This is a genomic window from Phaeobacter sp. JH20_37, assembly GCF_048056015.1.
Classification (GTDB): Bacteria; Pseudomonadota; Alphaproteobacteria; order Rhodobacterales; family Rhodobacteraceae; genus Phaeobacter; species Phaeobacter bryozoorum.
Genome location: NZ_JAYMWW010000014.1, coordinates 222,402 through 241,205, shown reverse-complemented (window position 1 = coordinate 241,205; position 18,804 = coordinate 222,402). Strand labels below are relative to the sequence as shown.

Annotated in this window: 18 protein-coding genes; 12 read left to right on the top strand and 6 right to left on the bottom strand. The window is 57.7% G+C overall.

Annotated elements, in window-relative coordinates; all coding sequences use genetic code 11:
• Positions 1-5 precede the first annotated feature (5 nt).
• The 12 genes from VWZ87_RS12455 to VWZ87_RS12400 all read left to right on the top strand — a co-directional run bounded on the left by VWZ87_RS12455 (position 6) and on the right by VWZ87_RS12400 (position 9,961).
• Complete coding sequence (locus VWZ87_RS12455; RefSeq protein WP_024096577.1) at positions 6-284, top strand: type IV secretion system protein VirB3; 279 nt, start codon at positions 6-8, stop codon at positions 282-284.
• Positions 274-2,640: a type IV secretion system protein B4 gene (locus VWZ87_RS12450; protein WP_416601142.1), complete on the top strand. Its 2,367-nt coding sequence runs from the start codon at positions 274-276 to the stop codon at positions 2,638-2,640. Before VWZ87_RS12455 ends, VWZ87_RS12450 begins: the two co-directional genes overlap by 11 nt.
• Positions 2,633-2,791, top strand: coding sequence for a hypothetical protein (locus VWZ87_RS12445; protein WP_416601139.1), 159 nt, complete (start codon positions 2,633-2,635; stop codon positions 2,789-2,791). Before VWZ87_RS12450 ends, VWZ87_RS12445 begins: the two co-directional genes overlap by 8 nt.
• Before the next feature lie 46 nt (positions 2,792-2,837).
• Positions 2,838-3,932 carry a lytic transglycosylase domain-containing protein gene (locus VWZ87_RS12440; RefSeq protein ID WP_416601192.1) on the top strand — a complete coding sequence of 365 codons (1,095 nt, stop codon included), beginning with the start codon at positions 2,838-2,840 and terminating at the stop codon, positions 3,930-3,932.
• Entirely contained in the window at positions 3,929-4,708 is a 780-nt protein-coding gene (locus tag VWZ87_RS12435; RefSeq protein ID WP_416601136.1) for a type IV secretion system protein, read from the top strand. Before VWZ87_RS12440 ends, VWZ87_RS12435 begins: the two co-directional genes overlap by 4 nt.
• A gap of 4 nt (positions 4,709-4,712) precedes the next feature.
• Entirely contained in the window at positions 4,713-5,363 is a 651-nt protein-coding gene (locus VWZ87_RS12430; protein WP_416601134.1) for a virB8 family protein, read from the top strand.
• A gap of 3 nt (positions 5,364-5,366) precedes the next feature.
• Entirely contained in the window at positions 5,367-6,062 is a 696-nt protein-coding gene (locus VWZ87_RS12425) for a TrbG/VirB9 family P-type conjugative transfer protein (RefSeq protein ID WP_416601131.1), read from the top strand.
• A complete protein-coding gene (locus tag VWZ87_RS12420; RefSeq protein ID WP_416601128.1) occupies positions 6,055-7,368 on the top strand; it encodes a TrbI/VirB10 family protein in 1,314 nt (437 codons plus the stop codon). The genes VWZ87_RS12425 and VWZ87_RS12420 overlap by 8 nt, the downstream gene beginning before the upstream one ends.
• A gap of 2 nt (positions 7,369-7,370) precedes the next feature.
• Positions 7,371-8,366: an ATPase, T2SS/T4P/T4SS family gene (locus VWZ87_RS12415; protein ID WP_416601125.1), complete on the top strand. Its 996-nt coding sequence runs from the start codon at positions 7,371-7,373 to the stop codon at positions 8,364-8,366.
• Entirely contained in the window at positions 8,359-8,550 is a 192-nt protein-coding gene (locus VWZ87_RS12410) for a DUF4177 domain-containing protein (RefSeq protein ID WP_416601122.1), read from the top strand. Before VWZ87_RS12415 ends, VWZ87_RS12410 begins: the two co-directional genes overlap by 8 nt.
• A 9-nt stretch (positions 8,551-8,559) precedes the next feature.
• Positions 8,560-9,558, top strand: coding sequence for a type IV secretion system protein (locus tag VWZ87_RS12405; protein ID WP_416601119.1), 999 nt, complete (start codon positions 8,560-8,562; stop codon positions 9,556-9,558).
• A 106-nt stretch (positions 9,559-9,664) separates the two neighbouring features.
• Positions 9,665-9,961 carry a DUF1413 domain-containing protein gene (locus tag VWZ87_RS12400; protein ID WP_416601117.1) on the top strand — a complete coding sequence of 99 codons (297 nt, stop codon included), beginning with the start codon at positions 9,665-9,667 and terminating at the stop codon, positions 9,959-9,961.
• A gap of 168 nt (positions 9,962-10,129) precedes the next feature.
• Here VWZ87_RS12400 and VWZ87_RS12395 read toward each other — a convergent pair whose 3' ends face one another.
• The 6 genes from VWZ87_RS12395 to VWZ87_RS12370 all read right to left on the bottom strand — a co-directional run bounded on the left by VWZ87_RS12395 (position 10,130) and on the right by VWZ87_RS12370 (position 18,794).
• A complete protein-coding gene (locus tag VWZ87_RS12395; RefSeq protein WP_416601114.1) occupies positions 10,130-11,182 on the bottom strand; it encodes a hypothetical protein in 1,053 nt (350 codons plus the stop codon).
• Positions 11,183-11,198: 16 nt separating this feature from the next.
• A complete protein-coding gene (locus VWZ87_RS12390; protein ID WP_416601111.1) occupies positions 11,199-12,992 on the bottom strand; it encodes an ATP-binding protein in 1,794 nt (597 codons plus the stop codon).
• Positions 12,989-14,386, bottom strand: coding sequence for an SIR2 family protein (locus VWZ87_RS12385; protein ID WP_416601108.1), 1,398 nt, complete (start codon positions 14,384-14,386; stop codon positions 12,989-12,991). Before VWZ87_RS12385 ends, VWZ87_RS12390 begins: the two co-directional genes overlap by 4 nt.
• Positions 14,387-14,523: 137 nt before the next feature.
• Entirely contained in the window at positions 14,524-16,416 is a 1,893-nt protein-coding gene (locus tag VWZ87_RS12380) for a type IV secretory system conjugative DNA transfer family protein (RefSeq protein WP_416601105.1), read from the bottom strand.
• Positions 16,409-18,217: a relaxase/mobilization nuclease domain-containing protein gene (locus tag VWZ87_RS12375; RefSeq protein ID WP_416601102.1), complete on the bottom strand. Its 1,809-nt coding sequence runs from the start codon at positions 18,215-18,217 to the stop codon at positions 16,409-16,411. Before VWZ87_RS12375 ends, VWZ87_RS12380 begins: the two co-directional genes overlap by 8 nt.
• Positions 18,204-18,794: a hypothetical protein gene (locus VWZ87_RS12370; protein WP_416601099.1), complete on the bottom strand. Its 591-nt coding sequence runs from the start codon at positions 18,792-18,794 to the stop codon at positions 18,204-18,206. Before VWZ87_RS12370 ends, VWZ87_RS12375 begins: the two co-directional genes overlap by 14 nt.
• Positions 18,795-18,804: the final 10 nt, after the last annotated feature.

Below are 18,804 nucleotides of genomic sequence, written 5' to 3'. Positions count from 1 at the left end.
CCGACATGGCAACGCAAACCCGCCTCTTCCTCGGCCTGATCCGGCCGCCAAAGCTCATCGGTTTGCCGATCATGTATGCCATGGTCTGGCTATTCGGGTTTGTGCTGCTGTTTCTGTGGGTCCAGAGCTGGCCGGTGATCATCATTGCCGCTCTGGCCTATCCTGCGCTGTGGAAAGCCGCAGATTGGGATCCGGCCTTTCTTGAAGTGATGGTCACCGCCCTGCAGGAAACGCCGCCCACCCCGAACCGCAAGATCCATTCGGGGGACAGCTATGCTCCATGACCCCTCGGATGATCTTGCAACGCTGCCAGACTGGGCGCGCAAAGAGCGGCCGATGGCCAGCATGCTGCCCTATGTCAGCCTCGTGAATGACGTGACGATCCGCACGCGCGGCAACGCACTGTTCCAGTGCATCCGCCTCGATGGCGTCAACAGTATGACCAGCGATGACGCGCATCTGGAGAAGATCCGCGCGCTCTTTGCGGCGATCATTGCGCAGATTGGGCCAGAGTACAGTTTTTACGTCCACAAGGTTTCAAAAGCGATTGAGACTGCCTTGCCACCAGTGCCCAAAGAGGGGTTTGCCCAAGCCCTGGACAGCCGTTGGCAAATGGCAATGGCGCGGGCAGGCCTGCGGGACAAGACTCTCACGCTCACGGTACTGAAGCGACCGCCCCTCGGCGCGCGGCTGCGCCTGAAACGTTCAGACTCAATCGCACAGATGAAGGAACAATCGGCCAAGCAGTTGCGCAAGCTTGAGGAAGTAGTTGGGTTTCTGCTCTCGTCTTTTGCAGAGATTAACCCGCGCCTGCTCGAGGCTGAGAGCGGCGAACTGTTCGGGTTCCTCGGGGCGCTCAATATCGGACAGGAAAGACCGCTCTTCGCAAAATCCCGCTTTGGCGTCATTGCCGAGGATGTGGCAAACAGCCGCGTCACGTTTCAGGGGCGAGGCTTTTTGCTCGACGATGGGACGGCGGGCAAGCGGTTTGGTACGAGCTTTGCGATCAAGACCTACCCGGCCAAAACCAACTGCACCATGTTCGATGAGCTGAACCTTCCTGTCGACATGGTGGTCACGCATTCCTTCACGCCGATCAACAGCAACATCATGGCCAGCCGGATCAAACGCCAACAGCGTCTGATGAAGGCCAGCGATGACGGCGCGATTTCCCTTGCTGAAGAACTGGTCGACGCGCTGGACGATCTGGAATCCAAACGCCTCAGCTTCGGCGATCATCACATGACGGTCACGGTTTTCGCCGAGACCGGGGAAAAGCTGGATGCAATCGCTGCCGAGGTGCGCAACATCGCGGCCAGTGAAGGTGTTAATCTGGTAAACGAGAGCTTTGCGGCGCGAACCCATTATTTTGCGCAGCATCCGGGCAATGGACAGATGCGCAGCCGCAAGGCCGCCATCACCAACACGAATTTTGCCGATCTCGCAGCGCTGCATCGCGGTCAACTGGGCAAGCTCGGCGAAAGAGTGCCTTGGGGCAAACCGATTACACTGTTCCCGACGCCTGAACGCTCAGGCTTCCTGTTCAACTATCATGAGACAGGTCAGCCGGACAAAGAACCGACCGGTGGGCATACCTTGATCCTCGGTCGTCCTGGCTCAGGCAAGTCAGTTTTGTCGGCCTTCCTCATGACCCAAGCCCGTCGCTGCGACGCGCGCGTCTTTGTCTTCGATTATCGCGCGGGCATGGAAATGGCGGTGCGCGCCAATGGCGGGCGTTACAGCGCCATCAAGGCAGGTGAAGCCACTGGTCTCAACCCGTTGCACACAGAAATCGACGGGCGCGGGCAAGCCTGGCTTTCTGATTGGTTGGCCACGCTGCTGCATCGCATCGACAAGCCCCTGATCCCGGTCCAGATCAACCGCATTCAGGAAGTGGTGCGCCAGAATGCCGGAGCCAGCGATGCCGCCCTTCGTAACTGGCAGGATCTGGCCTCGCTCTTTGTGGCCGGGGCTGATGAAGGGGATCTGTTCGAGCGAATCCAGGAATGGACCGCAGACGGCCGATATGGCTGGATCTTCGGTCAAAGCGCTGAGGATACCTTCTCGCTCGACGGTGATGTCGTGGGGTTCGACCTTACCGGCATTCTCGACAGCGAAAGCGAGAAGGAACGCATGGCGGTCCTGTCCTATCTGTTTCGGCGGGTGGAACGCGTGATCGAGGACCGTAAGCCCACTTTGATCATTATCGATGAGGCCTGGAAAGCGCTCGACAACCCTTATTTTGCCGACAGGCTGAGCAACTGGCTGGTCACGGCGCGCAAACAGAACGCGGTCGTCGTGATGATGACCCAATACGCAAGCCAGCTTGAGAAAACCCGCACCGGCAAGACGATTGTCGAGGCCGTTCCTACGCAGCTCCTGCTTCCCAACATCCGCGCTTCGGCCAGCGACTACACCATGCTGGGCCTCACTGAAAAAGAGCTGAGCGTTTTGCTCGGCACAGGCAGCAACTCCCGTCTGGCGTTGGTGCGCGATGATCAAGGTTCGGTGGTGATCGACGCTGATTTAAGCGCCCTTGGCCCCTACCTCACGATCCTTGGCGGCATGGAGAAAGGCGAAGCACTGGTGGGCGCTGATTATCGCCAGAACCCCGATTTTTGGAGACAGATTGATGCGTAGACTTTGCATACTGACCCTCACCCTTTTGACCCTGACAGCCTGCGCAGAATACCGGCCGTCGGAAGCGGAATGCTTCAACTCCTTTGCCGAGGTCAGCCGCAGCAACTGCAATTTCGAGCTGCTCGGGCCGATTGGTGGTCTCGGTGAGTAAGCACCGCCTGCATATCTTTGCGGGCTTGGTCTGTTTCGCTGCGCCAATGGCCTATGCCCAAGGCGTGCCGACCTTTGATGCGGGCATGTTCTTGCAGCGCGAGCGCGTGTTGCAGCATGGCGAACAAGATCTGGCGCTGCAGCGAGATCGGTTGACCAAAGAAGACGAGCTTGAAGAGCTCGAACAAGAACAACTCCAAGCGCTAGAAGACATCCTCGATGCCGCGACGCTTGCCAGCGGAAATTCCGGCGCACTTGTCGCGAGCTTGGAAGCTGGTTCATCACCTGAAAGCGCCGCAGACACGCTTTACGGTCCGGTTGACCCAAACCCTGGTGCGGCACAGATGTTCGGCGATGCCTCGGGATCGATCGAAGAGCTGATCATTCGCGCCGCCCAAGAAACGCACAACATGTCTGGCGTGCGCGCAGCGGGTCTATCGCCCAAGCAGTGGCGCTGTCTGTTGCAGGCGCTGATCTGGCAAGAAAGCCGCTTCACCATCGGCGCGCGTTCTCCTGTCGGCGCGTTCGGCCTGACCCAGATCATGCCCGGCACGGCGCAGGATCTCGGGATTTACCCGGCCTACTATGAAAACCCCTACATCCAGGTCACTGGCGGCGCGCGCTATCTGGCGCAGATGCTGGCCATGTTTGATGGCAACATCATTCACGGTCTGGCGGCCTACAATGCCGGTCCCGGCAATGTGCAGCGCTACGGCGGCGTGCCGCCCTTTGCTGAGACCCAGCACTACGTTCAGGTCATCCCCGAGCGCTACAATCTCTACCTCGCCCGTGTCGGCGGCGTCGATGCGCTTGGCACCATTGATCCGGTTCTGCTTGCTAACTCGACCATGAGCCTCACCTCCTTCGGTGCAGGGATCTATGGCGATTATTCCATGGTCTCGGTGCGCGCGGCAGCTCTGCGCGTGCAGGACATCATCACCCGCATTGGCGAGACAGATGACATTCACGCGGCCATGTCGCTCAACACCTATGCGCGGGCGGAACTCGCCCGCTTGATCGCCATCCGCACGCGCCTCAAGGCCGCTCATACCCGCCCGCTCAGCGCCGCAGAGCTGGCCATGGCGGCCTCGCAAGCGCGCGAACAAGACTTCATGCACTTTGATCTGGAGGCTCTCCGATGATCCGCTTTTTCTCTTCCGTTGCCACCTGCGCTTTACTGGTTGCGTCGCCCGTATCTGCCCAAGGCGTGCCGACGATCGACACCCGCAACATCGCGCAGGAAATTCGTCAGCTGCAGCAGATGCTTGAAGATTTCGGGATCCAGACCGACCAGCTCGACACGCTTCTCGAACAGCTCGACCTGGTGCAGCAGCAACTGGACACGCTCAATGAAACTTACGCCGCCCTGACCGGAGCGACGGACATCATTGAGATGGCCATGGGCGGTGATCTCGACGGGCTTCTCGATCAGGAGTTCGGCGATCTTCTTGGCACCATCCGGCAAATCCAGAGCGGCGACTTCAGCGGGTTGATCGGCAACGCGGCCCCTCAGATGGAAGGCCGCATGACGCAAGCCTTGGAGGACGCAGGTTTTGACCAAGAAACGCTCTCAGACATGGCCAGCAGCGGCAATCCGGGGTCTGAGCGCATTGCCAGCCAGGCGGGCACCGGGGCCGTGATGTCAGCGGCGGCCGAGAACAGCTACGAAGAAGCCGCGCAATCCCTGGAACGCGTCGAGCAACTGGTCTCGCTGATCCCCGACATGGAAACTCTCAAGGAAGCGGTCGACCACAACACCCGCGTCACAGCCGAACTGGCCATTGCCATGACGCGCATGTGGGAGCTCGAAGCCATTCAAACCGTCGGCGCGGGCCAATCTGGCGTGGTCGATGCCGCCACGCTGGCCGAAGAGCGCCGCTACATGGACTTCACCCTGCCAGACCTGCGCGCGGACTGATCCCATGAGCAGCAAGGCAGAAATCATCGAAGAAGAGCTCGTCTACGGCGCACGACGACGCGAGCTCATGTGGCAGAAACTGGGGCTGACAGGCATGGCGTTTGGCATGGCAGGTTGCCTCGCCGCTGCCCTTGTTGCCCTGTTCGACGTGGACCCGCCGCCAATGATCGTGCCCTTTGATAGCGAAACCGGCATGGCCCTCCCCAATGCCATGGTTGAAGCGGTCTCACTCACGGAACGCCCCGCTATCATCGAGGCACAGGTCTACCGCTATGTCATTGAACGAGAGACGTACAATCAGCTCGACAATGACGTGCGTGTGCGGCGGGTCCTGGACCAGTCGGATGGTGCGGCCGCTGCAGGGCTGCGCGCGCTTTGGACCAGCGGCCACGAAGCCTATCCGCCGGACAGCTACGGCACAGATGCCCGCCTTGATGTCGAGGTTCTGTCGATCACCCATATCAGCGCCAATCGTGCCCAGGTACGTCTGCGCAAGCGCTTGAACTCGCCGCGCGGCAGTCAAAACGGTCTCTTTACTGCAACCCTGATGTTTGAGTTTCGGCCCGAGAACAGCCGGTCGATCGATGATGTCTGGCAGAACCCTTTCGGCTTCACTGTCACAGAATACGCGATCCGCTCGGATCGTTTGGAGTAACCCATGCGCCGCCTGTTCTTGATCCTCGCCCTCATTGTTCCGCTTGCTGGCACCGCCTATGCGGAGACCCAGCCGCGCCAAGGCCCCTATGATGCCCGCGTCCGGCTGGCCACCTATCAGGATGGGCAGGTTTATCGCATCAGAACCAGCCTGACCCACGTGACCAGCATCGAGTTTGGCCAAGGCGAGACCATCCGCTCGATCATTGCCGGTGACACTGAAGGGTTCCTTTTGGACGGCGTGCCGGGTGGTCAGGCTTTTGCGATCAAGCCCGTCACGCGCGGCGCGCATACCAACATCACCGTCTACACCAACCGGCGCAGCTATTACTTCAACGTGACCGAGGCGAGCTCGCCGACCTTCTATGTCATCCGCTTCACCTATTCTGAGTCCGCTCCCCAGCAATCCCGAGTGGCCGCAAGCCAACCTGCAAACCACGCCTATGGCGTCAGCGCGCGGTCCGATATCACCCCGCAAGAAATCTGGGACGACGGGACCTTCACCTATTTCCGCTTCGCCTCAAACGCGCCGTTGCCCGCGATCTTTCGCTGGTCGGCTGGCAATGAGCGCAGCGTGAATGCTCTCGCAAGGCCAGACGGCGTGATCCGTGTGTCAGGTGTCAGCGATCGATGGGTTCTCAGGCTCGGTGAGGATGAGCTCTGCGTCCAAGAGATGAGCGAGGCAAACCAAGATGAGTGAAACCGCCGAACTTAAGAAGCGCCTAGAAGCACTTGAAGGAAAACCACAAAACCGCAAGTCACGGCCATCTGTTGTCACGATTGCCCTAGGCATCGGAGCAATCGCGACCCTTGGCGGTCTCTTGCTGTTGTTCTCTGGCGGCTCTGAACCCGACAGCCTGGAAACCGCCTCACCGGATGAGTTCCAGGCGGCGGGACCGGGCTTTGGTGCGCTCGAGCCCACGCCTGCACCGATAGACACAACCCCGCCGCCGGAGCCGGAACCAGACCGCGAAACAGAAGAGCTGCGCGCGCAAATGGACGCTATGCGGGCAGAGCTTGAAGCTCTGCGCAACGCGCCAGCACCTGAAGCCCCAACCGTCGACATCGAGGCATTGGATACCTTGGGTGCAGAGATCGATGCCCTGCGCAGCGAGGCAGCAGCAACGCAAGCCGCCTTGCGCGAGGAGTTGGAAGAACGTGCACGACAAATACAGCGACTGCAGAATGATCTGGAGCTTGCACGCCTGGAAACCCCTCGCACACCAGCACCAACCGGCCCCACGGCCGAAGAACTGCGCCTTCAGGAACTAGAACGGCGGCGGCAAGCCGAACTTGAGGAACTCCAAGCCCGCATCGCCAGTCCTATCATCGCCTTTGGCGGCGCCGAAGGCGGCAGCAATGAAACCGCCGCGCAGCAGCGGCGGCTTGATGGCGACACAGACTTTGTCCGCAACGGCGCAGATCCCGCTGAGGTGACGCAGGCTCAATTGATTGTGAATCCGTCAAACACAGTCGTTCAGGGCACGATGATCCAGGCTGTGCTGGAAACCGCAATTGACAGTTCGCTCGCCGGTCAGGTCCGCGCGATGGTATCGGAAGATGTCCACGCCTATGACGGCACGCGGATCCTGATCCCGCGCGGCGCGCGTCTGATCGGGCGATATCAATCTGGCCTCGACATCGCGCAACAACGCGTGACCATCGCTTGGGACCGGATCATTCTGCCCAGCAACCAGACCGTCGAAATCAGCGCCTTTGGCGGTGATGAGTTGGGGCGCTCCGGCACAACCGGTTTCGTCGACAGCCGCTTTGGCACGCGGTTTGGGTCAGCCTCCCTGATATCGCTGATCGGAGCCTTGCCCGCCGTGGCAGCCCAGAACACCGAAGATGAGATCACCTCTGATGTTCTGGAAGGCATTGGCGAAGACCTGCAAGACAGCGCGCAAAGCGTGATTGGCGAATATCTCTCCGTCTCGCCCGTGATCTATGTCGATCAAGGTGCCCGCGTCACCGTGATGGTCGACCGCGATCTGGAGATTTTCTGACTATGGCCGCCAGCTATCTGCAAAGCTCGATGGACAAGATCCCCGAGGCGCGTGATCCGAAGCTGATCGAGCTTTGCATCAACCCCGACGGCACGCTGTGGGCGGAGTTTCAAGGGGATCACTTCATGCGGTCCCTCAGTCGTCGGCTCTCGCCGAATGAGATCAAGGACCTTGGCAATCAGATTGCTTCGGCCGCGAACACCACCCTCAGCCGGACCAAGCCTATCGTCTCGGTCAGCATCACCTACCGGGACCGCCCGATCCGCGCGCAAGTCATCCAGCCCCCAGCCGTTGATGGCGGTCACGCGATTTCACTGCGGTTCTTTGCCGACCTGCCGCTTGAGCAGATCAAGCTGTCCTACCTTTTCGGCAAAGAGCGCAGCAATGAAGGTGCGCGGCGCAAGCGCAAAGCCGAATTGCGCGATGTCGTCGCTACAGGCGACATAGACGCTGCGATCACGTTCTGCGTCACCCACAAGCTAAACATGATCGTGTCCGGCGGGACCTCCACCGGCAAGACCGTCACGGCGCGCAAGATCCTCTCCTTCGTGCCCGCCAACGAGCGCATCATCACGATCGAAGAGGCCGCCGAGCTGCGGCCAACGCAGCCCAATGTCGTCACGCTGATGTCTGACCGCGATGAGGCCACGCGCAGCGCTGATGTCCTGCTGACCTCCACGCTCCGCATGCGACCGGACCGCATCGTCTTGGGCGAAGTACGAGGCAAAGAGGCCATGACCTTCCTCGAGGCCATAAACACCGGCCATGGTGGCTCGCTGACCACGCTACACGCTGAGACGCCGCAGCTGGCGGTCCAGCGCCTAGCTATCGCCGCCCTGAAAACCGACGTGCCCATGACCTACCAGGACATGAACGACTACATCACCCGCTCCATCGATGTGATCATCCAGGCCGGTCGCCATGAAGGCGCGCGCGGCATCACCGAATTCTACCTGCCGATTGATCCGGCCCATTCAAAGGAAACAGCCCATGTTTGAGTACAAGATTGAACAGATCAACACCGCCAAGACAAAGCCGCCAAAGATTGAAGCGCAGCTGACCGCACTCGGCCAAGAAGGCTGGGAACTGGTCTCGGTCGTGCCGGATTTCGACGGCGAACACATCCTGAAGGCCTTCCTGAAGCGCGACATCTGGCGTGTCAAACCGACCGAGAAAGCATAGGAGCACCCAATGGGCGTCGTCACCTGGATGGTCGAGACAACCGACAACTTTCTGGACGACGCGGCCCAAACCACTTTTGGCAACGTCGCGGGTCAACTAGGCGGCATCATCGCCGTGGCCTCGACGCTCGCTGTCATAGGCGTCTTTCTCAACATGGTGTTTCAGTACAAATCCATGGATGGACGAACTGCCTTCTGGTTCGCCCTCAAGCTTATGCTCATCACCCTCTTTGCGATGAACTGGGTCCAATTCAACGCCGTGGCAAGCGCCCTGATTGATGGCCTAGACCAACTTGCGGGCGGCATGGTGGCCGGGCTTGGCGGTGGCGGCGTAGGTGCATCCTACTTTGCCGAGGCCTTTGACAGTCTCATCGAGGAATTTGGCGACTACCTGAACGCGGCCGGTGACAACATGCATTGGATGGCCGGAGCCCTGATCGGCGCGATCGGCGCGTTCCTCTTGGGCGTTATCGGTGCGCTCTGCGGCCTTGTCCTGATCTTCGCCAAAATCATGCTGGCCTTCATGATCGGCATCGCACCAATCATGATCGCGCTTTCACTGTTTGATGTCAGCAAGGACTATTTCCACCGCTGGCTGTCCAGCACCGTATCCTACGCGCTATACCCCCTCGTGATCGCAGGCGTGTTTTCCACCGTCGTCGGCATGTCCCGCTCGCTGATGACAGAACTCGGAGATCCTTCCGGCGCAAGCAACATCGGCGCGCTGGTGCCCTTCTTCATGATGATGTTCCTCGCAGGCGGCATGATCATCGCCACCCCGCTGATCGTGCGATCGATCTCAGGCAACTTCATGATGGCCGGACCGCCGAGCATTCCGGGACCGGGCGGCTTCGCAAAGGGGTTGATTGGCACCAAGGGCTCACGGGCGCGGGCACGGTTTGGAACGAGGTCGAATGCAGAGATCGCCGGGGCTGGGATACGTCAGGCGGGCGGCGCGACTGTTTCGATGGTTCAGCGGGTGGCTGAGCGTGCGAAGCGGTTGGAATAGGAGTTCCCATAGCTGCCATTCATTGCAATATTGCTTCGGCGAAGCTGTCTAGTTCATAGAAAGCAAGCTGTTCTTCGCTTATTGAAGGTTGAGGACCTCAAGAAAAATGGATGATCAAATGGCCAGACAACCCCAGCGACAAGAGGGACAAGGATTCGAACAGCGCTACGCTGAGATCCAACAAAGATTAGAAGAACAGCAACCGGAAAACGGTTTCAACATCGAAGACCTCTTCACGCCCGAAGAATGGGCTCAAATCGGCGATGGACAGGCTCGGCAAAGGTTCGGCCGTCGGTTCGGTCAAGATGTAAACAATGGGCGGTTTCCAAGAATAGCCCGCAACGAACAGCGATATGAACGCGGCGGAAACGAAGCCCGGTACAACTATATTGAAGGCCTCTAACCAAAACCTTCAATGGTCAAACCCGATACATCTGAAGGACCGGGCCTTGGCCACTCGATTAATCGCCGTTCCGCGAATGGAAGAACGACAACGGGAAGTTCTCAGCGACCCTGAACACCCCAAACACTGGAACTTGGACATTTTGAGCCAGAACACTAACGCAGATTTCTACGTCGAAAATTCAGGATTGGGCTGAATTATGAACTGCCAGATGGGTAGCCCTTCGCCCTTATAGTTTTCCGGAATTGCGAGTTCAAAAAACTCAGGATCGTATTTTACATCAAGCGAAACAATATCTGAGCCATCATCGACCGTCAGCTCTCGAAATGCGTTACTAACCATTGAACTCAAGCTGCCAACAATCTCAAACCCTTGATCGGTTGTGGCTTCACGTGGCGACGACGAAAATGATACTTTCGAAATTCGCCCGTCGGTGATGACGACGGGATCCTGAGTTGTCTCCCAATCACCATAGCGCATTAAGTAGAATGCGATCCTTGCCTCTATGGAGTTTTCGAGCAGTTGGTCTCCGCAGTGCATCTTGACTTCTTTGATCGTAATGGCTGCTGTCTCGTCGTTCGAGATGCGCGATTCATCACCTTCCTGATCGCAGAGCATCTCAAACCGCAATAAGGGCAAAGTCGCAATCTTTCTATCTCCGAAGGCCGACATCTCGCTTCGGGCCATGGCATGAGGTAGGTCTATCCAAAGCTCGCCGTTTTTTTCCAAGAATGATTCAGGGGAAAGAAGCGCCCATTGATTGACCCTTGAAAAATAAATTGCAAGTTTGAGATCAGCGCGGTTAATTCTCGCGTAGGCCTCGAGCTTCTTAAGATAGGCCCGTTTTATCCGGTATACCGATGAAAAGTGCTTCATGTGGAAGTTCTTTACCTCCACCAGAAATAGCTCGTCAGAGTGAGTTACTATACGATAGTCTGGAGCAACATAGTCATCGGAAGATGCAAAAGCAGTACCACCGTCTTCCTGTTTTAAGTACTTGCATCGACCCATAGCCCCCGCAACATAGGCAAACATAGCCTCAACGCGCTTACCGTGTAGGACATTGGGGTTGCTCAGTGTGGCCCTTAAGGATTCTCCAATTCTTCTGTGAAATGTCTCCAGATCGCCGGGGGCATTTATTTGAAAGCCCTCCTCACGGGAAAGCGCCGAATACAGTTCTAGCGTGTCGAACTTTTTTGGATTTCTTGACTGCCGTTTCATCTGCGACTTTCCGAACTTAATTTTCAACCACGGAGGTGGCCTGTCGTTCTCCCCAAAACTCTTGGTACTTCGGGCCGTGGCTTTCCGGCTGCTGCCCTGATTCTGGTTTACTCATCATTACCGGCAAAGGTGCGGGCAAGTCGGGGCCGACAATGATCGCCTCGCCCTGTGACAAGGATGGGATGAAAGCAGCAGCGCTGCGGTCGAGGTCGCCGCAGGCTCGTTCGATGGTCTCCCGGTCTCTGTCATTGGTGAGCCGATGCACAAAAAGCGTTCCCAGTTGACTGAGAACATCTTGTGGAACATCTCTGGGACGTTGGGTCGCAATGACAGTTGTCAGTCCGTATTTCCTACCCTCCTTGGCGATGAGGCCGAAGGCATCGAGAGTAACGCTATTCTGTTCATCACCAATTGAGCGCCCAATGAACTGATGAGCTTCATCCAGAAAGCAAACAAGTGGTTTACTGACAAATCTACTGTCTCGCGCCCGTTCAAGAAGGTGCCTGCCGAGCGTGTTCAGCAGTAATTCACGTGCATTGTACTTGAAGGAAACATCCCGAAATGAAACGACCAACGCCCTCTGTGTTTCGTCGTCGATGAACTCTTCTATTACGCTCGTAATATCTTGGCCATCAGATTTGAATATGCACGCCAGCTCTGAAGCGCTGAGATAGGTCTCGATGCGGACGTTGAGATGATTGCAGGCTCCCAGAGCGAAATCGTCAGGTTTGCCAAAATTCCCAAGCACACTATGATCGCTGTTGCTGCCCTGTTTGACACATTCGTAACGGATCTGTTCGGCAAGTATTGTGAGATCAAAGTCGCAGAGATCGCTATTTATCTCTTCCGCCAAAGCGATTTGAGCAACTGAAATCGCATGGCGGCTGTTACCTGCCTTCCTGATCGTGCCATTGGCCAATACCTCTACGAACCCCTTACCGTCGATATCGAACTTTTTTCGCCCACCATCTTCTTCAACGGTGTAGTCGCCTTGCCCAGCCAACAACGCCTTGGCCAAACGAAGGCTCTTGATAGCAATTCGCAGCGTGGGTCCTTGAACTTGTTGGGAAGGGGTCAAGAGCGAATAGAGGTCAATCTCGGAGAGATTTTTGTGCGGGAAATGAACCTGCTCTACCCCTTTTGCAGTAGCCGCACCAAAGGCGAGTTGACGGGCTCCTGCGACCTTTCCAGCAAACTCTCCAGTCGGATCAAAAAGAATGCACTTCCCACCGATCCGAACGATCTCGTTCACAAGGCGGGAAACCGTCCAGCTCTTGCCCCCGCCGGTCGCACCAAAGACACCGCAATGGCGACCGAACAGTTTCTCTGGCGGAATACTCAGAGCAGCGTCATCTAGCCCGGAAAGATGGCCTAACTCTACGAGCAATCGTGCATTGCCACCTTCAAGTGCATCTTTGATGGAATGGGACAACGCCCCGCCTTCCGCGAGATAAACTCCGTCGCCAACCCTTGGCTGTGTATTGATCCCGCGTGTCACCTTTCGCGTGGTCTTGCTTACGGTCGCCAGCAGTTGGACGTGCCCCTGCGGCTCAACCGAGGCATCAGTTTCGATCTGGTGTTCCAGCAAGTTGCGCTGCCGATCTGGAATGCCAACCTCCGTGACACGCCCCAAGATTGCAGCGCGGTCGCAATCGACAAAGACGAAATTACCAACTGATCCCTTCGCCAGTCCTCGCCTGCCGAGGGCCGCAAGCGCATTTGGTAAGGTGAGTTCAACAGCGCTGGCTGTCACCCGCGTGACTGTCCCGATGCGCTTAGACGGGTCAATTAGCGAGGCAAGTTCACTCAACTGTCATCACCTTCGCGCAGCTTCTCAAGCCGGTCTTTCAAGAGCTGTCGATCCGTCTTGCCTGAGATCATCGGAAGAGCATCGGCAAGGTCTTCGAAGCGCCCGTTCAGCATAATGATGCGAGTGTCACCTTGCTGTACAAGCCGCGCGATCTTGCTCTGGTAACGGCGTTGTCCGCCCAGATCGAGGTCGATTTCCTGCACCTCGTCATCGAATAGCTTTTGCTGCTCTACGAACCCACGATCGCAGAGCACTAGGCGCAGGGACAGATTCGTTTCGATGGCTGACCAGATCGGGGCGCTGATATGATCGTCAGCGAAACCAAACCCAGAGACGATCAGCGTCGTGTCAGGTTCCCGCAAAGCTGCCTGCAAGGCCGCGAACATATCGAGATAGGGGCTTTCGAACGCCTCCTGATACTTCGAAGACCGAGGATATATCAGGACTGGCTTTCGGTCCTTGCCGGGATCATCGAGGCTACGAATAACGACCTCATCGGAACATCGCCGCCAATCCACCGACCCGTGCAGCTTGTAGAGTTGAAACACGCCGTCGAGGTAGTCGGCTTTCGTGCCGGATGCGGCTCGCCGCACGATATCGTGGTCGAAGTGGTCGCGGTTGAATCGCTGTTCCGCACTGTGGGAGAACCCGTCGACCAGCACCACGCCCAGACGTAGCCCTGCCGTCTCAATGCAAAGGTCATAGTTTGTCGTGAAGAGCTTAACTCGGGGCTTTTCCGGAGAGCGACGAGCGAACTTCTTCAAGAAAGCCGAATGCGCTGGCAAATCTGTCCCTGCGCCAACGAAGCCCACTTTGTCCAAGATGGTGTTTTCAGCAACGCGAACAAACTCGATCAGTTCTTCCAACCAAGGCCTATCAGCGAAATCAGGATCATTCTTGGCCCGAATACTGAGCAGCTCGATTTGCATCTTGCAGAGGCTTAACAGGCTTTCGATATCTCCAGCCTTCGGCTTTCCCTCGCTGTCGTTCTGCGGCAGGCCGCCCATTACTTTCTTTGAGAGATCGTCAAACTCATTTTGGTCGGCCAAGTTCTGTTCCGAAGCAGCATCTCGCACGGCATGCCACAAATCGCCCATCCCCGGCGCATTCGGCCCATCTTTGTTCTTAGCGGAGAACGACGCCCCAGACCCCAACAGAACCACGACATTGGTAGAGTGTAGCGCCGCCAATAGGGCTTCTTCAACTTGTTCCTTGCATCCGGATTTAGGCTTTTTGCTTGGGTCTTCGGAGGCTTCTTTTTCACTTTCCCACCTAAGCCAACTACTCTGGCGTGTTAGCAACCGGAGCAACTCTTTTTTGCCTACCGGCTCGCCATCCCAATAATCAGTCAAAATATTCGCCCGCCTTACAATCCTGAGGTGAACATAGTGCATTTATTGCTGTCGGTAAAACGCTCTATCAGGTAGCGCGCTAAGAATTGGCAACGTTGTAAGCATGCAGACCATAGTGGTCTGCTTTTAGATTCTAACGTTGTTCTATCGCAGGTGCAGCGGAGGTTTGGATTTCCCCCTCATCCTCGAGCGGCCTCTTCCATGAACTTCTCTACCCTTTCAGTTCCGGCCTGGTAGTCACCTGAACTGGCCTTGTCACCTGACTGTGCGTTTTCACTGCCGGACGCCAACTTTTCAATTTCATCGCGCCGTTTCCCTCCACTTTCAGAGCCGTCACCGGAAACTGCTCTGGGCACCTCCAGCGCCCCGATCTTCGCCTCCAGCGCCTTGATTTGCCCTTGCAGACCGCGCATCTGGTCTCCGGCTGAGGGATATGGCAGATCGCCGCTCTGCTTGTCGAAGATCTGCTTAAAGAACCGATCCTCATAGTATTTGATCCGCTTGGCTCGCACAGGCATTTGCGCGTCGACCACCAGAACGATGTCATCAAGATCCATGCGCCGCGCCTCATCCTCAGGTAGCAGCGCGGTCTCTTCAGTCCGTTCAGACATACTGCGACCGGCGAAGGGGTTTCGGCCGACTGATCGCGAGCGGGTCACAACACGCTTGGTTGTTTTGCCGACGGCTTTGCTGAGCTCTTCGATGGTCTTTTCATCTGAGGGGGTCAGATAGAGCTTGATGCCCGCGTTACCCTGCAGGGCGCGGCGGGCATTTTCACCATAGATCTCGTCCAACGCCGGGATCGTCTGTGTGACGATCGCGAGGTTGGCCCGGTAGGATCGCAGAGTTTCGATGCTGTCCAGAACAATGGGCATTTTGCCTAGGCGGTTGAACTCATCGAGCATGATCATCACCGGCCAAGGCTCGTCCTTGCCAGGTTCATGATCCTGCAGAGATGCCAACAAGTCCGAGAAAAACAGACGGATCAGCGGCGCGAGGGGTTTCACCATCAGCGGTTCAACCACGAGATAGACGGAAAACGGCGTCTTTCGGATGTCACGAAAGTCAAAGTCTGACGTTGCTGTCGCGCGGTCGATCGCAGGGTTCGACCATTGTTTGAGGCCCGAGGTCATCAGAAGCGACAGGTAGGACGTCAGCGTGTCGTTGTTGGTCGAGGCCATGCGCATGAAGATCAGCTTGGCGGCTGGGTTGACCACTTCGTCAGCGCGGCGGCGATACTCCTTCTGCTTGTCACCGCCTGATGCGGTGATGCGGTAGATCTCGCCCAGGGTCGGCCGCTTTCGTTCAAACGCCAAAAGCCCTGCCGCCACAAATAGGTCAATGCCGCCATCGAGGAGCCCTTGGACCCGGTCGCTATCAGCTTGCAGGAAAAGGGATGCCAGGAGTTGCAGCTCCATCTGCTGGCGGTCGACATTTTCCAGCGCCGATATGCGCAGCAAAGGATTGTACCGGTGCGAACGGCCATCCTTCCAGTCTGTTGGCGCGAACCGGAACACCTTGTCACCCTGTGCAGCCCTGTGGCGGGCGGTTGCCTCGAAGTTTTCGCCCTTCACGTCCAGCACCACCGCACTGCCCTGATAGGTCAGAAGGTTTGGGATAACAAAACCCGTCGTCTTGCCGCGTCCGGTCGGGGCCACGATCAGGGCATGGGGAAAGACCTTGGACATGACAAACGGTTTGCGGCTCTTGGGCGTGCCCATTTTGCCGAGGACAAAGCCGTGGCCGGGCTTGCCAAAAAAGCCGTTCCGTTTCATCTCGGACATGTGCTGCCAATGGGTTTCTCCAAATTTGGTCAGCGCATCGTTCATCAAGACCGCACTAAGCAAAACACCGCCACCAGTGCTGATCCCGACGATCAGGTGAACGATCTGCACAAGGTCCGGCTGGGCTTCCCGAAAATCCACATAACCACGCGCCAGCATCAGAAAATCGATTTCCGACCCGACCCCGAACCAGCGAACCGTCAGAAAGGCCGACGCCAGGACATAGCCCAATGCCGCGCCCAGAAGAGCAAAGCTCATGACGCCGAGTGCGATCCGCGCCTTACCCATGCGTCACACCCTTTTCGCCATCGCTATCGACATGCCGCTCGCGTTGAACATCAATTTCTTCATTGACGATCTCGTCGAGGACATGCTCCATCGCCACACTGTTCGCCAGAGCGGCGTCGCTCTGCAGATAGGCCTTGGCCGCATAGAGCCGGTCTAGGCGGTCTTCGATATGTTCCTCCAGCGTGGTCTCATCGCCAATCGCCAAGTCCAGAGTGCTTTCTTCACCAACCAGTTCCTCCAGCTCGGCGCGCAAGGTCTCGCGCTCCAGATCGCTGTGGAATGGATCCGCAGTTGGGTCGTCCCTCATACGGCTCAGGATGTCAGCAGTGGTCGGCGGAAGCCGGTCGATGATGGCTTCCTGTCGGTCGGTCTCCACCGTCCCACTGTCTTTAAGAACCTCAGCATCTGCCAACGCGCGGCCCAGATCACTGTGCACTTGGTCGAGACGGTCGATCGCTTTCTCGAGCTCATCGGCGCGTGACAGGTCAAAGCCGTCCTTCTCGGCAATCGCCCTCAGATCCTGTCCAAGCCATTGCCGCTCCAGCGCGGCATTGCCCGCGCCGATTTCGACGCGACGCGTCACATCCTGCGCATCAATGCCGGTGCCTTTCAAAGCCTGCTGAAGACGTTCGGTAAGAGATGTATCCCGCAATGCACTTTGGGCGTCGGCCTGAATGTTCGCGGCAGAATAGATCCCACTTTTGGACGCATCTTCGAGCAAGGTGTGGGACTGCGTTCCCATTGGGCTGAGATGCGACAAAGAGCGATAGATGTCGTTCAGCTCATGCTCCAGCGCGGCACGCCGCTCCACCGGGGCGTCCGCCACAATGCGTTCAGCTTGGTTGATCTTGTCGTGAAAGGCATCCACGACCTCATCAAACGAATGCTGTTCTTCGGCCATGCCATATACCTTTCCATCTGCTTCAATCGGTTTGCCCTGCGCCAAAAGCGTCGCGGCCTTGTCCAAGGCTGCTGCAATGTCATGCTGGTTCCCGCGCGAGGCCTCGGCCGCTAGGCCACGATAGAGTCGCGCGTTCTGGGCGACTTCAGCCAAGGCACGGTCAAGCTCTGGGCCTACGCGCTCACGCTCGGTCAGCTTCTGGCCCGTGGCTTCCGCGCGACGCTGGTCTGCATCGCTTGGCCTCTTCGTCGTGATCCCACGCTCGAGCTTTCGGGTCGCCTCAAGGCGCAGACCATAGCGGTCCGAAACCTCGACCATGGCCTCGCGAAAACTGTCGTAGTTGAAGTGGTGCCCTTCCTTCAGAAAGAAGAACTCGCCATCCTTGCTGCGCCGATTCAGCACGACATGCGCGTGCGGGTGGTCCCGATCCTCATGCACGGCAGCAATGTAGTCAAAGTGGCTGCCTTCGCCTTGAAAGAAGCGCTCGCAAATCTCGCGCGTGATCTCGGCGACATCCTCGCCGCGCGTGCCAATTGGGAAGGCCATCAAGAGATGCGAGGTATGTCCCAATTTGGGATGGAACCCCTCATTCCATTGCGCTGAAAACCGGCGCGCGACCTGCTCGATCTCTTTCGCGGACAAGACTCTTTGGCCATCATAGGTGCCACGGCTGTCGATGATGAAGCTCGACTTGGTGGTCAGATATTCCAGCTGGTTGCGCAGCTGAGTTTTGGTGTGCGTGCCGCCGTCGCGAATGGCTTTAAAGATCGCGGGTGAATGCCCCATGGCGGCGCGCGCCATCTGCTTTGCGCGGGCGCGCGGAACGCTGCCGCGAATGCGGCTCCAGTCGCGATCGAAAAAGGCCTCCTGCGCGGCGGCAACGGCGCTATTCCGGGCCATCGGCAAAGCCTCCCAGAACGCGTGCAACCTCACCGGACAATGCACTTCGGCGACGCTGCGCCATGTCCTGAACCTGGTCTGCAATGTCGAAGATCAGCCTGGCCAAGGCGCGCACCTGACCATGGGCAGAATTCCCATAAGTCGGCGTCTTGCCCTGGCGCTTTGCCTCGTTCAGGCGCTGCGCAATCTGGTTGATGTTGTTGCCGGTGCGATTGAGCGAGGCCGACAGCCCCTGCATCTGGTTGGCCAGTTCATCGTCAGGCACGAAGAGATCGTTTGAGGCATGGATCAGCCGCCGCAACCCCTCCGCCCGGCTGTTGATATCATGCCGCGTCAACACCGCATCGAAGCTCGCAAGCTCCTTTGGCGTCAGCCGGACATTCACCAGCTCTGAACGCACGCGCGCGTCGAGCTTGCGGCTTTGATCGGCCTTCAAGGTGTAGAAGATGCTGCGGGTCGTGACGCCAAATTCGCGGGCCAGATCCTCGATCGGCACCCCTTCGGCACGCTTGCGCACAATGGCAAAACGCTGGTTTTGCGTCAGTCGCTTGTGCTGTGGTGCGCGCGGTCGACCCATGTGAAGTAAT